The organism is Rhizobium sp. UGM030330-04 (genome assembly GCF_003208455.1).
GTDB classification, from domain to species: domain Bacteria; phylum Pseudomonadota; class Alphaproteobacteria; order Rhizobiales; family Rhizobiaceae; genus Agrobacterium; species Agrobacterium rhizogenes_A.
This window is the reverse complement of sequence record NZ_QKML01000012.1, coordinates 47,342-61,405: the sequence shown is the minus strand read 5'-3', so window position 1 is coordinate 61,405 and position 14,064 is coordinate 47,342. Positions and strand designations below refer to the sequence as shown.

Below are 14,064 nucleotides of genomic sequence, written 5' to 3'. Positions count from 1 at the left end.
TGCATTTTCGCCACATTGTGTTGCTTGGAAAACACTAGGAAGGAAGAGATTCGCCAATATGCGGTGAGTCTCGCCTGACTTCATGATTGTGGCGCTGGCTGGCCAGCGATTGGGAGTAGTGCATGCGGAAACCCGCCGCCGAAAACGCCGTTGCCGACGAAGCAGCGGGAATGGTGGTTGCCGATCGCAGGATGTCTTTCGCTTTGCCGGGGCTTGTGCTCGCTGGCGTCGCGCTCGTCTGTGCCATCATTACCCTCTTCGTGCTGCTGGGCGTGACGCCGATCGCACCGACATCGAATGTCGTCATCGCTTCGGTGGTCATCAATTCGATCTTCGTGATCGGCCTGATCTTCCTCATTGGCCGGGAAATCAACCGCCTGCTGAAAGCGCGCAAAAAGGGCAGGGCGGCCGCACGCCTGCACGTGCGCATTGTCGTGCTTTTCTCCATCGTGGCAATCACGCCCGCCGTGCTTGTCGCCATCTTCGCCAGCCTGACGCTGAATGTCGGCCTCGACCGCTGGTTCTCGATCCGAACCCAGTCGATCGTCGATTCCTCCAGCAATATCGCCCAGGCCTATATGATGGAGAATGCCGGTTATCTTCAGGGCCAGACCCTGTCGATGGCCACCGACCTCGACCGCAATCGCGCGCTTTTTTATCTTGACCGCACCGGCTTCGTCGATCTGATGACCCGTCAGGCCAAGGGGCGCGGCCTGCTTGGCGCGTTTCTGGTGCAGGAGGATGGCGACGCCGTCGCGCAGGCCGATATCAAGACGGAAAAACCGCTTCCCGCCATTCCGCATGACGCGCTGGAAAAGGCGGCCGCCGGCCAGCCGACGCTGATCCCGCCGGGGATCACCAACCTCGTTGGCGCCATCATCAAGCTCGAGGGCATCAGCGGCACCTTCCTTTACACCGTGCGCGCCGTTGATCCCAAGGTGATGGGCGCGATGCGGCTGATGGAGGAGAACCGCGCCGAATACAAGGCGATGGAGGCGGGCCGCGCGCCGCTGCAGATCGCCTTTGCCATCCTCTATCTCGGCTTTGCGCTGATCGTGCTTCTCGCCGCCATCTGGACGGCAATCGCGGTGGCCGACCGTATCGTGCGGCCGATCCGCCTGCTCATCAGTGCCGCAGACAGTGTCGCCACCGGCAACATGCATGTTCTGGTTCCCGTCCGCGCCGTCGATGGCGATGTCGGGCGCCTGTCGCGTACCTTCAACAAGATGGTCTCGGAACTGCGCAGCCAGCAGGAGCAGATCATCGAGGCCAAGGATGATATCGACGATCGCCGCCGCTTCATCGAAGCCGTGCTGTCAGGTGTCACCGCCGCCGTCATCGGTGTCGACGAGAACCGCAGGATCACCATCGTCAACCCATCCGGCGAAGAGTTCCTGGCGCTGAATTCCGAGCAGCTCATCGGCGCGCAGCTGTCGGAGATCGCGCCGGAAATCGAACAGGTCGTGACCGAGGCCAACACCTGGGCGCGTGGCAACTTCCGCAAGCAGATAAACATCATGCGACGCGGCAAGGAACGGACACTGAATGTGCAGGTGACCCGTGAGGATGCCCGCGACAGCCGCGACAGCTACGTCATCACCCTCGATGACATCACCGACCTCGTCATTGCCCAGCGCTCGACGGCATGGTCGGATGTGGCGCGCCGCATCGCGCATGAAATCAAGAACCCGCTGACACCGATCCAGCTTTCCGCCGAGCGCATCAAGCGCCGTTTCGGCAAGCAGATCGACGAGAGCGACCGCGCCGTTTTCGATCAGTGTACGGACACCATCGTCCGGCAGGTCGGTGATATCGGCCGGATGGTGGATGAATTCTCGGCCTTTGCGCGTATGCCCAAGCCGACGAAGGAAAAGTCGGATCTGCGCGCGATCCTGAAGGATGCGGCGTTCCTGCGGGAAATCAGCGCCGCCGACACCAGGTTCACGACGGAGCTGGGCGATATCCCGCTGGAGGGCATGTTCGATGCCCGCATGCTGGGGCAGGCCTTCGGCAATCTCATCAAGAATGCGACCGAAGCGATCGAGGCGGTGGAAGGCGAAAAGCGGCCGGGCATGATCCTGGTACGCGCCTCCTTCGACGAGGCCAACTCCCGTTTTGTCGCTGATATCATCGACAATGGCCGCGGCCTTCCCGTCGAGAACCGTCACCGCATTCTCGAACCATACATGACGATGCGGGACAAGGGCACGGGCCTTGGTCTGGCCATCGTCAAGAAGATCATCGAAGAGCATGGCGGGTATCTGGAACTCCACGATGCCCCGCCTGAGTTCGATCACGGCCACGGCGCCATGATCAGAGTGCTGCTGCCCTATATCGAGGCGGTCGGCGGCGAAAATAACAAGGAAGCAGCATATGGCGTCTGATATTCTGGTCGTGGATGACGAGGCGGACATTCGCGAAATCGTAGCGGGCATCTTGTCCGATGAAGGCCATGAGACGCGCATGGCGTTCGACAGTGACAGCGCGCTGGCCGCCATCTCGGAGCGTGTGCCGCGCCTGATCTTTCTCGACATCTGGATGCAGGGCTCGAAGCTCGACGGTCTGGCGCTGCTTGACGAGATCAAGAGCCGCCATCCCGAAATCCCTGTCGTCATGATTTCCGGTCACGGCAATATCGAAACCGCCGTCAACGCCATCAAGCGCGGCGCCTTCGATTTCATCGAAAAGCCGTTCAAGGCCGACCGCCTGATCCTGATAGCCGAGCGGGCGCTGGAAAACTCCAAGCTGAAGCGCGAGGTTCAGGAACTCAAGAAACGCACCGGGGACGCGGTTGAACTCGTCGGCGCCTCGCTTGCGGTGTCGCAGCTTCGCCAGACCATCGACAGGGTTGCGCCTACCAACAGCCGCATCATGATCCTCGGCCCCTCCGGTTCCGGCAAGGAACTCGTGGCCCGCATGGTGCACAAGAAGTCCTCGCGTGCGGGCGGCCCCTTCGTGGCGCTCAATGCCGCGACGATCACGCCGGACCGCATGGAAATCGCGCTCTTTGGAACGGAAGGCCTGCCGGGGCAGCCACGCAAGGTCGGCGCGCTGGAAGAAGCCCATCGCGGCGTGCTTTATCTCGATGAAGTCGGCGAAATGCCGCGCGAGACGCAGAACAAGATCCTGCGCGTGCTGGTCGACCAGCAGTTCGAGCGCGTCGGTGGCGGCAAGCGGGTGAAGGTGGATGTGCGCATCATTTCCTCGACCGCCCATCACCTCGAAAGCCTGATCGCCGAAGGCCAGTTCCGCGAGGACCTCTACCACCGTCTGGCCGTCGTGCCGGTGAAGGTGCCGGCGCTCTCGGAACGGCGCGAGGATATTCCCTTCCTCGTCGACATGTTCATGCGCCAGATTTCCGAGCAGGCCGGTATCCGCCCGCGCAAGATCGGTGACGACGCCATGGCCGTTCTCCAGACGCATGACTGGCCGGGCAATATCCGCCAGTTGCGCAACAATATCGAGAGGCTGATGATCCTTGCCCGTCCGGAGGGCGGCGAGGCGCCGATCTCGGCCGACATGCTGCCATCGGATATTGGCGACATGCTGCCGAAGATTTCGGCGCAGGGCGACCAGCACATCATGACCCTGCCACTGCGCGAAGCCCGTGAAATGTTCGAGCGGGATTATCTGGTGGCCCAGATCAACCGTTTCGGCGGCAATATTTCACGGACGGCGGAATTTGTTGGCATGGAAAGATCGGCGCTGCATCGCAAACTGAAATCTCTCGGCGTATAAGGAACGAAGGCCAGGTCGCCGTAACAGATATTCCGTCAGAGAGACAGCATGAGAGTCATCATTTGCGGCGCAGGGCAGGTGGGTTACGGCATCGCCGAACAATTGTCGCGCGAGGATAACGAAGTATCTGTCATCGATACGGCCGCACCGCTGATCACCGCCATCACCGAGACGCTGGATGTGCGCGGATACGTTGGCCATGGCGCGCATCCGGACATGCTGGCCAAGGCCGGTGCGGACCAGGCCGACATGATCATTGCCGTGACGCTGCATGACGAAATCAACATCGTCGCCTGCGAGGTGGCGCACGCCTTGTTCAGCGTTCCCACCAAGATTGCCCGCATCCGCGACCAGAGCTATCTGAGGCCGGAATATGCCGATCTCTTCAGCCGCGAGAACATGTCCATCGACGTGACGATTTCGCCGGAAGTGGAAGTCGGAAAGATGGTGCTCAGGCGTATCGCCTTTCCGGGCGCCACCGATGTCGTGCGTTTTGCCGACGACACGATCTTCATGCTGGCCATCGAATGCATGGAGGACTGCCCGGTCATCAATACGCCGCTGCAGCAGCTTTCCAATCTCTTTCCTGACCTCATCGCCACGGTCGTCGGCGTCTATCGCGACGGCATTCTCAAGGTGGCGCATTCCTCCGAGCAGTTGCGGGTCGGCGATCTTGCCTATGTCATCTGCCAGCGCCAGCACGCCCGTCGCACCTTGAGCCTCTTCGGTCATGAAGAGCAGGAGGCGCAGCGCATCGTCATCGCGGGCGCCGGCAATATCGGTCATTTCGTCGCGCACAAGATCGAGGAGATGCAGCCGAAGACCCGGGTGAAGATCGTCGAAGCGGATCGCGACAGGGCTGTTGTCGCATCGGAGCAGCTCAGCAACACCATCGTTCTGCACGGTTCGGCACTCGATCAGAAAATTCTCATGCAGGCGGATATTCAGGACGCGGACCTGATCGTCACGCTCACCAATAACGATCAGACCAATATTCTGGCTGCGGTGATGGCCAAGCAGCTCGGTTGCAAGTCCAACCTTGCGCTGCTGAACAGTTCGTCCTTCCACGATGTTGCGGCTTCGCTTGGCCTCGACGCCTATATCAACCCCCGTGCCGTCACCATCTCCCGCGTGCTCCAGCATGTGCGCAAGGGCCGCATCCGCTCGGTATACGCCGTCCAGCGCGGCTCGGCGGAGGTTATCGAGGCGGAGGCGCTGGAAACGTCGCCGCTGGTCGGCCAGTCCTTCCGCGACATCGATATGCCCGACGGTGTGCGCATTGGCGCGATTTATCGTGATGGCGTGGTGATCCGCCCGGACGGCAGCACGAAAATCAAGGCGAAGGACCGTGTCGTGCTGTTTGCGTCTGCGGATGCGGTGCGCGACGTGGAACAGCTTTTCCGGGTTTCGATACAATATTTCTGACTGTTTCGAATCGAAAAAGCGGGTCAATACTCGTACTCATTCGGCTGTTTTGACCGTTGCGGAACAGGACACGATTTGATACCAGAGTTGCAGGCTGGCCAAGCGGGGGATGTGACTTGGCCGGTTGATTATTGATTGATTATTTTCCGGTATCCCTGCCGGCAAAAAAGAAAGAAGCGGCGCCATGGCGGAACGTTCTCAAAACCTTCAGGATCTTTTCCTCAATACCGTTCGTAAGCAGAAGATTTCGCTCACGATTTTCCTGATCAACGGCGTCAAGCTGACGGGCGTTGTTACCTCCTTCGACAATTTCTGCGTGCTTTTGCGCCGTGATGGTCATTCGCAGCTGGTCTACAAGCATGCGATCTCCACCATCATGCCCGGCCAGCCGATGCAGATGTTCGAAAGCGAAGAAGGCGCGGCCTGATCAGGCTCCCTCCGGCGGTATATTCGATATAAGCTGACCCGGACCGGAACGTTTCCGGTTCTGTCAGGTTAAATTCAATGGCCGTCCGTGTGGATGCGGTTGGCCGAAATGTTCTTTCTGGATAAGGCCAAGCCCCATTTCGACACGCGACACCTCGAACGAATCGATCATTCCGGAGCAGGAAAAGCACCGCGACGACATGCGCGCGGTGGTTCTCGTGCCCGTCCTCAAGCAGCCGCGTGAAACGCGCGATGCGGCCGCCGCCCCGGCCGCGCCCGGCCGTTCGGTCGAGGCCAAGCTCGAGGAAGCCAAGGGTCTGGCGCTCGCCATCGATCTGGAAGTAACGCAGGGGCTGATCGTTTCCGTCAACCAGCCGCGGCCGGCAACGCTGTTTGGAACCGGCAAGATCGAGGAAATCGGCCATCTTCTCGATGAAACCGATTCCGGTCTCGTCATCGTCGATCATCCGCTGACCCCGGTGCAACAGCGCAATCTCGAAAAGCAGTGGAATTGCAAGGTCATCGACCGCACCGGTCTGATCCTTGAAATCTTCGGCCGCCGCGCCTCCACCAAGGAAGGCACGCTGCAGGTCGACCTCGCGCATCTGAACTACCAGAAGGGCCGCCTCGTCCGAAGCTGGACCCACCTTGAGCGTCAGCGTGGTGGCGCGGGCTTCATGGGCGGTCCGGGTGAAACCCAGATCGAAGCCGACCGCCGGCTTTTGCAGGAACGCATCGTCAAGCTGGAACGCGAACTGGAGCAGGTGGTGCGCACCCGTCAGCTTCACCGCGCCAAGCGCCGAAAGGTGCCGCATCCGATCGTGGCTCTCGTCGGTTATACCAATGCCGGCAAATCCACGCTGTTTAACCGCATCACCGGCGCTGGCGTTCTGGCGGAGGACATGCTCTTCGCCACGCTCGACCCGACCTTGCGCCGCATGAAGCTGCCGCATGGCCGCACCGTCATCCTGTCCGATACGGTCGGTTTCATTTCCGACCTGCCGACGCATCTGGTCGCCGCTTTCCGTGCCACTCTGGAAGAGGTGCTGGAAGCCGATCTCGTTCTGCATGTGCGCGACATGTCCGATCCGGACAATGCCGCGCAATCGGCTGATGTGCTGCGTATTCTCGGCGACCTCGGCATTGACGAGAAGGAAGCGGAAAAGCGCATCATCGAGGTCTGGAACAAGGTGGACCGCCTGGAACCTGAAGCGCATGACGCCATCCTGCAGCGCGCCGAAGGTCGCTCGGATATCCGCGCCGTGTCGGCCATCACGGGCGAGGGTGTCGATGCCCTGATGGACGAGATTTCAAAGCGTCTGTCCGGCGTTTTGACGGAAACGACCGTCGTGCTTTCCGTCGAACAATTGCCGTTGATCTCCTGGGTCTACAGCAATTCCATCGTCGACGGCCGTGAAGACCACGAAGACGGCTCGGTTGCGCTCGATGTGCGCCTGTCCGAAGCGCAGGCGGCCGAACTGGAGCGGAAGCTTGGAAAAACGACTGTCCGCGAACGCGAGGACTGGGAGCGCTGAGCGCTCCGACAAGGATGCGAGGATGACGTCGGCGTGATTGGTACGACGCACCACCTATTCCTTTGACGGCGCCAGCCAAAGCGTCCCCAGCATCCCCGTGATCAGGACGAAACCGTATCGAGCGCGCGTTCGATCCGCTTTGCCGCCTGCCACAAATCTTCCATCCTCTCGAGATCGGCGTCTTCCAGCGTCTCGCCATTTTCCTTCAGAGATGCTTCTATGTGATTGAAACGACGTCGGAATTTCGTATTCGTGCCGCGCAGGGCATTTTCGGGATCGGCCTTGACGTGGCGGCCGATATTGACGAGGGCGAAGATGAGGTCGCCGAGTTCGTCCGAAACCTTTTCGGGTTTTCCCTCCGCAAGCGCCTCACGCAGTTCCGCGATTTCTTCCTCGATCTTGTCGAGGATCGGAGCCGGGTCCGACCAGTCGAAACCGACGCGGGCGGCCTGTTCCTGTAGCTTGAGTGCCTCGGTCAGCGCCGGCTGGCTGCGTTGCACGCCACCCAGAAACCCGGCCTTGAAATCCTCGGTGATGCCTCGACGCGCCCGGCGTTCCGCGCGCTCGCGTTTTTCCTCGGCCTTGATCTGGTCCCATTGCAGCTTGACGCTATCAGGCGTGTCGGCGTCGGAGACGGCGAAGACATGCGGATGGCGGCGGATCATCTTTGAGGTGACGGCATGCACCACGTCGCCAAAGGCGAATTCGCCTCTTTCCTCAGCCATGCGGGCGTGGAAAACCACCTGCAGCAGAAGGTCGCCCAGCTCCTCGCAAAGATCGTCCATATCCTTGCGCTCGATCGCGTCGGCGACTTCATAGGCCTCTTCGATTGTATAGGGCTTGATCGTCTCGAAGGTCTGCACGACATCCCATGGGCAGCCGGTTTCCGGCTGGCGCAGGGCCTCCATGATCTCGATCAGGCGGGAAATATCCTTCGAGGCTTCCATATGTCTCAAACCTTCATTCTCTGTTTCATGCTGCGTCCGGATGGAAAACCGCCACGCGGCTTTCCTGAAAATGCCCTAGTTGAGCGGAATGTCATTGTCGCTTTTTGACGACTGATAGCTGGTTGAAAGATCGTCATAGGTGGCCTTGATGCGGGCCGTCTGCGCCCTCAGCGTGGTTTTCACCGGATCGTCTTCGCCTTCCACCAGATCGGCGACAAAATACGAATTCCAGAAGGCATTGTTGCGGCGATAACCGCCCGGCTCCAGCCCGAAGACCTCCTTCAGGATTTTGAGATCATGCGGGATTGCGAAAGCGTCGCGGGAATCCTCATGGCTGAAGAAGGAGTAGAAATTGTCGAAACCGGCCCAGGTGATCGCGGACATGCACATGGTGCAGGGTTCGTGGGTGGAAAGGAATATCAGTTCCTTCGTATTCGGCTTCTCGCCCAGCTCGTAAAACCGCTTCAGTGTGTGCACTTCGCCGTGCCAGAGCGGATTTTCCAGCTCGTTATTGGTTTCCGCGACAACAAGCGAGAGGTCGGACTTGCGCAGGATCGCGGCACCGAAAACCTTGTTACCGAGGCTCACGCCACGCGCCGTCAACGGCAGGATATCATGTTCGATGACGTCGAGAAGACGGGCGGCGAGGCTGTGGCTGGTCAAGGGTCTTATCCTTCGTTCCGCTTGCAAAAAAGCGGTCTTCGCATGGGGAAATCGACAATAAATTGTCGCTCCTTGTTCGGCGCGGGCGCCCGCTTTGTCAAGGGATTCGCAAGGGAAACCGGGGAGGTGCCGGGCAGCGAAAAACCAGTGCCGGTTTGTTTTCCTCCAAAACCGGGGTCTTCGAGAAATAAAAATCCAGGTGTCGGAAAGGCTTGAATTTCTGTTTCTTCAATCTTGTGCGGCAATGCGGGATATATGTCCAATGCACAACGAACATGATTTTTCCGCTGCTGGCGACCGCCTTTCAACCTTCCCCGCATTCTTCCGGGTTGAGGGACGGCAGGTCGCTGTTTTCGGAAATGGCGACGAGGCTTTCGCGAAGGTAAGGCTGCTCGCCAATACCAATGCACATATCATCGTTTACGCGGATCAGCCTGAAGCGGATTTTTCCCGCTATCTTCGGGAAAACGGTATCGATCACCGGGCTCTGGCTTTCGCCGGTCGGCTGCTTCAGGGCGCGACGCTGGTCTTTGCCGCCACCGGAGACGAGGCGCTGGATCGAGAGATCGTCACCGTTGCCCGCGCCGCGAAAATTCCCGCCAATGCGGTGGATCAGCCGGAATTCTGCGATTTCTTCACCCCCGCGCTCGTCACCCGCGCGCCAGTCGCCGTCGCCATCGGCACGGAAGGGGCGGGGCCGGTTCTTGCCCAGATGATCCGCGCCCGCATCGACCAGATGCTGTCGCCGTCGCTCGGCAAGCTTGCGCGTCTCGCCGTACAATATCGCGACGCCGCCGAGGAAAATGTGCCGAAGGGCGCCTTGCGCCGCAATTTCTGGCGCCGGTTCTTTTCCGGCGCGGTCGCGGATGCGGTCGCCATCGGCGATACCCCTTCCGCCCGTCAGGCCGTCGACCGCCTGCTGCAATCGCCCGAACGCAGTGAAGGCCGCATCTGGCTCGTCGGCGCCGGCCCCGGTGCGGAAGACCTGCTGACGCTGCGCGCGCAGCGCGTGCTGATGGAAGCCGATGTGATCGTTTACGACGCGCTGGTGCCGCAGGCGATTGTCGATATGGGTCGCCGTGATGCCGAAAGGCTTTCCGTCGGCAAGCGCAAGGGCTGCCACAGCAAGTCGCAGGAAGAGATCAACCGCCTGCTGGTGCGCCTCGGCAAGGATGGCAAACGCGTTGTGCGCCTCAAATCCGGCGATCCGCTGGTCTATGGCCGGGCGGGCGAGGAAATGGCGGCGCTGCGCGACGCCGGTGTTGCCTATGAGATCGTGCCCGGCATCACATCGGCCTTCGCCGCGGCTGCGGATTTCGAATTGCCGCTGACGCTTCGTGGTGTCGCCTCGTCGTTGATTTTCACCACCGGCCACGATCTGACCGGGGATGTGCTGCCCGACTGGGCGCGGCTTGCCGTCTCCGGGGCCACCATCGCCGTTTATATGGGCCGCAGTGTCGCTGCTTCGGTCGCGAAACGGCTGATCGACGCGGGATTGGGTGTGGAAACGACCGTCGCCGTCATCGAAAACGCCAGCCGCGCGGATCGCCGCCTGCTGCATGGAACATTGAACGATCTGCCCGAACTCGAACATCGCGATGAACTGACCGGTCCGGTCATGGTCATCATCGGCGATGCGGTGGCGGGCGCCAATTTTGACAGGTCCGAGGCGCTTGCATTGTCAGTGCAGCCGGCGGATTTCAAACGGGAGTATGTAAATGGTTGACAAGGTTTTGACCGCCAACCGCCTCAGCGATGGTATTGCCGTCTGGCTCGATGCCAGTGGCGAGTGGACGGAGAACCTGCAGGGGGCGATCGTTGCGCGCCACGCGGAGGCCGTCGCCTCGTTTGAGGAAATCGGCAAGCGAGATTTCTCCGCCAACAAGGTCGTGGATGTCGCCGTCATCGATGTCGTCGAGGAGAACGGCAAGCTCTGGCCGACGCGCCTTCGCGAACGCATTCGCGCCGCCGGCCCCACCGTGCACTATGCCACCGGCTTCAAGCCGGCCGATGCAGCATTTATCGCAGTCTGAGGAAGAATATGTACCGTTACGACGAGTTCGATCACGCATTTGTTGAAGGCCGTGTGGCACAGTTTCGCGATCAGGTCGAGCGCCGGCTGTCCGGCGAACTGGCCGAGGACGCGTTCAAGCCGCTGCGCCTGATGAACGGCGTCTACCTCCAGCTGCACGCCTATATGCTGCGTGTCGCCATTCCCTACGGTACGCTGAATTCGAAGCAGATGCGGATGCTGGCCCACATCGCCCGCAAATATGATCGCGGTTACGGCCATTTCACCACCCGTCAGAACATCCAGTACAACTGGCCGCGCCTTTCCGATACGCCGGATATCCTGTCCGAACTGGCGAGCGTGGAAATGCACGCGTTGCAGACGTCCGGCAACTGCATTCGCAACGTGACCGCCGATCATTTCGCCGGTGCGGCCGCCGATGAGGTTGCCGATCCGCGCCCTTATGCGGAAATCCTGCGTCAGTGGTCTTCCGTGCACCCGGAGTTCTCCTTCCTGCCGCGCAAGTTCAAGATCGCTGTCACGGGTGCCGAGCGCGACCGCGCCGCCATTCAGGTTCACGATATCGGCCTGCATCTGAAAAAGAACGACAGGGGCGAGATCGGGTTTGCCGTCTATGTCGGCGGCGGGCAGGGCCGCACACCGATGATCGCCAAGAAAATTCGCGACTTCCTGCCGGAAGAGGACCTCTTGTCCTACACCACGGCCATTATGCGTGTTTATAACCTGCACGGCCGTCGCGACAACAAATACAAGGCGCGCATCAAGATCCTCGTGCATGAGACCGGTGCGGAAGAACTGGCCCGCCAGGTCGAAGTCGAATTCGCGGAGCTGAAAAACACCGAGTTGAAGCTGCCGGATGCCGATATTGCGGCAATCACCGCTTATTTCGCGCCGCCGGCGCTGAAGGACCGGCCGGAAGGCTGGGAAAGCCTGGCGCGCTGGAAGCGGGCCGATGAAGGCTTCGCCCGTTTTGTCGAGCAGAACGTCGCGCCGCACAAGCATCCCGACTACGGCATGGTGACGATCTCGCTGAAGCCGATCGGCGGCATTCCGGGCGATGCGACGGACGAGCAGATGGAGCTCGTCGCCGATATTGCCGAGGAATATGCCTTCGACGAAATCCGCATCAGCCACGAGCAGAACATCATCCTGCCGCATGTGGCGCTGGCCGATCTCGAGCCGGTCTATCGCGCACTGGTGGGTGCGGGCCTTGCCACCGCCAATGCGGGGCTGATCACCGATATCATTGCCTGTCCCGGGCTGGACTATTGCGCGCTCGCCAATGCGCGCTCCATTCCGGTGGCGCAGGAAATTTCCACCCGCTTCGGCGCGCCCGAGCGTCAGGCGGAAATCGGTGAGCTGAAGATCAAGATTTCCGGCTGCATCAATGCCTGCGGCCACCACCATGTTGGCCATATCGGCCTGCTGGGCGTGGAAAAGAAGGGCGCGGAACTTTACCAGATCACGCTCGGCGGATCGGGTGACGAAAACACCTCGATCGGTGAGATCATCGGCCGCGGCTTCGAGCCGGAAAAGGTGACCGACGCCATCGAGACCATTGTCGATACCTATCTCGGGCTTCGCCTTTCGAAGGAAGAGACCTTCCTCGAAGCCTATCGCCGCGTCGGACCGCAGCCATTCAAGGATGCGCTTTACGGTTCCGCTGCAGAAGCCGCCTGAGGAGAATGCCATGACGAAAATCTGGAACCGCGACGGCTTCGTGGAAAACGATGCCTGGGTGATCGAAACGGAAGAGGTGAAGGCCGCAGCAGATCAGAAGCCGGTGTTGCCGCTTGCCGATTTCCTGGTTCGTGCCGCCGAAAGCAACGATATCGGTCTCGGTGTTCTGATTACACCGGCGGATGATGTCATCCAGCTCGGCCCCTATCTCGACCGTATCGACCTTGTCGCCATAAGCTTCCCGGCCTTCAATGACGGCCGTGGTTTCAGCCACGCCTCGCTGCTGCGCAGCCGCCTCGGTTTTGCCGGCGAGGTGAGGGCGGTTGGCGATGTGCTGATCGATCAGGTGCCGCTGATGCTGCGCACGGGATTTACCAGCTTTGCCGTGACGAACGGTACGGCCATTCGCCGCCTGTCGGAAAATCGCCTGCCGGAAATACCGGTCTATTACCAGCCGACAGCCAAACCGGCAGCAGTTGGCGAGGCCTATAGCTGGCGTCGGCGTGCGTCCCTGTGACACGTTGCGCGGAAATATGATTTTTTGATACATATTTCCTGAGCACATAGCAGTTCTGACATTCTCATGCCTTCAAACCTCGGCAAAAATGGTATAATTGCCCGGTTGGAGAATGTCGCTTATCGAATGAGAATGGACGGAACCTGAAATGAACGCGCCAGCCAAGACGGAAGATTTCGCGATCAAGATACCCGACGGTGTTTACGCCGAGACGGTTTTATCGGTGGAACACTATACGGATCACCTGTTCCGTTTCCGCATGACGCGTCCGGCCGGCTTCCGTTTCCGCTCCGGCGAATTCGCCATGATCGGCCTGATGGTCGGCGACAAGCCGATCTACCGCGCCTATTCCATCGCCAGCCCCGCCTGGGACGAGGAACTGGAATTCTTCTCGATCAAGGTTCCGAATGGTCCGCTGACATCGCATCTTCAGGCGATCAAGCCCGGCGATACCGTCCTGATGCGCAAGAAGCCGACAGGCACGCTGGTTCTGGATGCGCTGACACCCGGCAGACGGCTTTACATGTTCTCCACCGGCACCGGCATCGCGCCTTTCGCGAGCCTGATCCGCGATCCCGAGACCTACGAGAAGTTCGAAGAGGTCATCCTGACCCATACCTGCCGTGACGTGGCCGAGCTGAAATATGGCTTCGATCTGGTCGAGGAAATCAGGAACCACGAATTCCTGAACGAAATCGTCGGCGACAAGCTCAAGCATTATGCGACCGTCACCCGTGAGGACTACCCCTTCCAGGGACGGATCACCACGCTGATCGAAAACGGCAAGCTGTTTGCCGATCTCGGTGTTCCCGCTCTCGATCCGGCCGTCGATCGCGGCATGATCTGCGGTTCCTCCGCCATGCTGAAGGATACCAAGGAACTGCTTGAAAAGGCTGGCCTCACCGAAGGCGCGAACAACAAGCCCGCCGAATTTGTGATCGAGCGCGCTTTCGTCGGCTGACGGAGGCGTTTCTCCCGTAACGAATAAAAAAGGAGGCCCACAAGGCCTCCTTTCTGTTTTAAGGCTTATGCGGGGAGACGAAACAGCAAGTCGTCCAGCTGGAACATCCGCAGGCGACGACGCGTTAGCGTTCGAAAGAA

Annotated in this window: 13 protein-coding genes; 10 read left to right on the top strand and 3 right to left on the bottom strand. The window is 60.2% G+C overall.

Annotated elements, in window-relative coordinates; all coding sequences use genetic code 11:
- The first annotated feature begins 122 nt into the window (after positions 1-122).
- The 5 genes from N434_RS18335 to hflX all read left to right on the top strand — a co-directional run bounded on the left by N434_RS18335 (position 123) and on the right by hflX (position 7,124).
- Positions 123-2,384, top strand: coding sequence for a sensor histidine kinase NtrY-like (locus N434_RS18335; protein WP_065115544.1), 2,262 nt, complete (start codon positions 123-125; stop codon positions 2,382-2,384).
- Positions 2,374-3,738: a nitrogen assimilation response regulator NtrX gene (gene ntrX / locus N434_RS18330; RefSeq protein WP_110759779.1), complete on the top strand. Its 1,365-nt coding sequence runs from the start codon at positions 2,374-2,376 to the stop codon at positions 3,736-3,738. Before N434_RS18335 ends, ntrX begins: the two co-directional genes overlap by 11 nt.
- Before the next feature lie 48 nt (positions 3,739-3,786).
- A complete protein-coding gene (gene trkA / locus N434_RS18325; RefSeq protein WP_110759778.1) occupies positions 3,787-5,163 on the top strand; it encodes a Trk system potassium transporter TrkA in 1,377 nt (458 codons plus the stop codon).
- 184 nt (positions 5,164-5,347) lie between these two features.
- Positions 5,348-5,590 (top strand): RNA chaperone Hfq, encoded by a 243-nt coding sequence (gene hfq, locus N434_RS18320; protein ID WP_003496145.1) that lies wholly within the window; start codon positions 5,348-5,350, stop codon positions 5,588-5,590.
- Positions 5,591-5,789: 199 nt separating this feature from the next.
- Complete coding sequence (hflX, locus tag N434_RS18315; protein ID WP_110759776.1) at positions 5,790-7,124, top strand: GTPase HflX; 1,335 nt, start codon at positions 5,790-5,792, stop codon at positions 7,122-7,124.
- A gap of 101 nt (positions 7,125-7,225) precedes the next feature.
- Here the strand turns inward: hflX and mazG are convergent, their stop codons facing one another.
- The 3 genes from mazG to N434_RS25985 all read right to left on the bottom strand — a co-directional run bounded on the left by mazG (position 7,226) and on the right by N434_RS25985 (position 8,979).
- Positions 7,226-8,071, bottom strand: coding sequence for a nucleoside triphosphate pyrophosphohydrolase (mazG, locus tag N434_RS18310; RefSeq protein ID WP_110759775.1), 846 nt, complete (start codon positions 8,069-8,071; stop codon positions 7,226-7,228).
- Positions 8,072-8,146: 75 nt separating this feature from the next.
- Positions 8,147-8,734: a deaminase gene (locus N434_RS18305; protein WP_110759774.1), complete on the bottom strand. Its 588-nt coding sequence runs from the start codon at positions 8,732-8,734 to the stop codon at positions 8,147-8,149.
- 5 nt (positions 8,735-8,739) lie between these two features.
- A complete protein-coding gene (locus tag N434_RS25985; protein ID WP_161490905.1) occupies positions 8,740-8,979 on the bottom strand; it encodes a hypothetical protein in 240 nt (79 codons plus the stop codon).
- 17 nt (positions 8,980-8,996) lie between these two features.
- Here N434_RS25985 and cysG point away from each other — a divergent pair, with 17 nt between their 5' ends.
- The 5 genes from cysG to N434_RS18275 all read left to right on the top strand — a co-directional run bounded on the left by cysG (position 8,997) and on the right by N434_RS18275 (position 13,924).
- The gene (gene cysG, locus N434_RS18295) at positions 8,997-10,460 is read left to right on the top strand and encodes a siroheme synthase CysG (RefSeq protein ID WP_110759773.1); all 1,464 of its coding nucleotides are present in this window, start codon (positions 8,997-8,999) and stop codon (positions 10,458-10,460) included.
- Complete coding sequence (locus N434_RS18290) at positions 10,453-10,767, top strand: DUF2849 domain-containing protein (RefSeq protein WP_065115551.1); 315 nt, start codon at positions 10,453-10,455, stop codon at positions 10,765-10,767. Before cysG ends, N434_RS18290 begins: the two co-directional genes overlap by 8 nt.
- Before the next feature lie 8 nt (positions 10,768-10,775).
- A complete protein-coding gene (locus N434_RS18285; protein WP_065115552.1) occupies positions 10,776-12,446 on the top strand; it encodes a nitrite/sulfite reductase in 1,671 nt (556 codons plus the stop codon).
- Positions 12,447-12,456: 10 nt separating this feature from the next.
- Positions 12,457-12,963, top strand: a complete 507-nt coding sequence (locus N434_RS18280) for a DUF934 domain-containing protein (RefSeq protein WP_110759884.1) — start codon at positions 12,457-12,459, stop codon at positions 12,961-12,963.
- Positions 12,964-13,111: 148 nt separating this feature from the next.
- A complete protein-coding gene (locus tag N434_RS18275; RefSeq protein ID WP_065115554.1) occupies positions 13,112-13,924 on the top strand; it encodes a ferredoxin--NADP reductase in 813 nt (270 codons plus the stop codon).
- Positions 13,925-14,064 lie beyond the last annotated feature (140 nt).

Bases quoted from the DNA above. Each gene is read 5' to 3' on its own strand.
- N434_RS18335 (WP_065115544.1), top strand. From the start codon at position 123: ATGCGGAAACCCGCCGCCGAAAACGCCGTTGCCGACGAAGCAGCGGGA.
- ntrX (WP_110759779.1), top strand. From the start codon at position 2,374: ATGGCGTCTGATATTCTGGTCGTGGATGACGAGGCGGACATTCGCGAA.
- trkA (WP_110759778.1), top strand. From the start codon at position 3,787: ATGAGAGTCATCATTTGCGGCGCAGGGCAGGTGGGTTACGGCATCGCC.
- hfq (WP_003496145.1), top strand. From the start codon at position 5,348: ATGGCGGAACGTTCTCAAAACCTTCAGGATCTTTTCCTCAATACCGTT.
- hflX (WP_110759776.1), top strand. From the start codon at position 5,790: ATGCGCGCGGTGGTTCTCGTGCCCGTCCTCAAGCAGCCGCGTGAAACG.
- mazG (WP_110759775.1), bottom strand. From the start codon at position 8,071: ATGGAAGCCTCGAAGGATATTTCCCGCCTGATCGAGATCATGGAGGCC.
- cysG (WP_110759773.1), top strand. From the start codon at position 8,997: ATGCACAACGAACATGATTTTTCCGCTGCTGGCGACCGCCTTTCAACC.
- N434_RS18290 (WP_065115551.1), top strand. From the start codon at position 10,453: ATGGTTGACAAGGTTTTGACCGCCAACCGCCTCAGCGATGGTATTGCC.
- N434_RS18285 (WP_065115552.1), top strand. From the start codon at position 10,776: ATGTACCGTTACGACGAGTTCGATCACGCATTTGTTGAAGGCCGTGTG.
- N434_RS18280 (WP_110759884.1), top strand. From the start codon at position 12,457: ATGACGAAAATCTGGAACCGCGACGGCTTCGTGGAAAACGATGCCTGG.
- N434_RS18275 (WP_065115554.1), top strand. From the start codon at position 13,112: ATGAACGCGCCAGCCAAGACGGAAGATTTCGCGATCAAGATACCCGAC.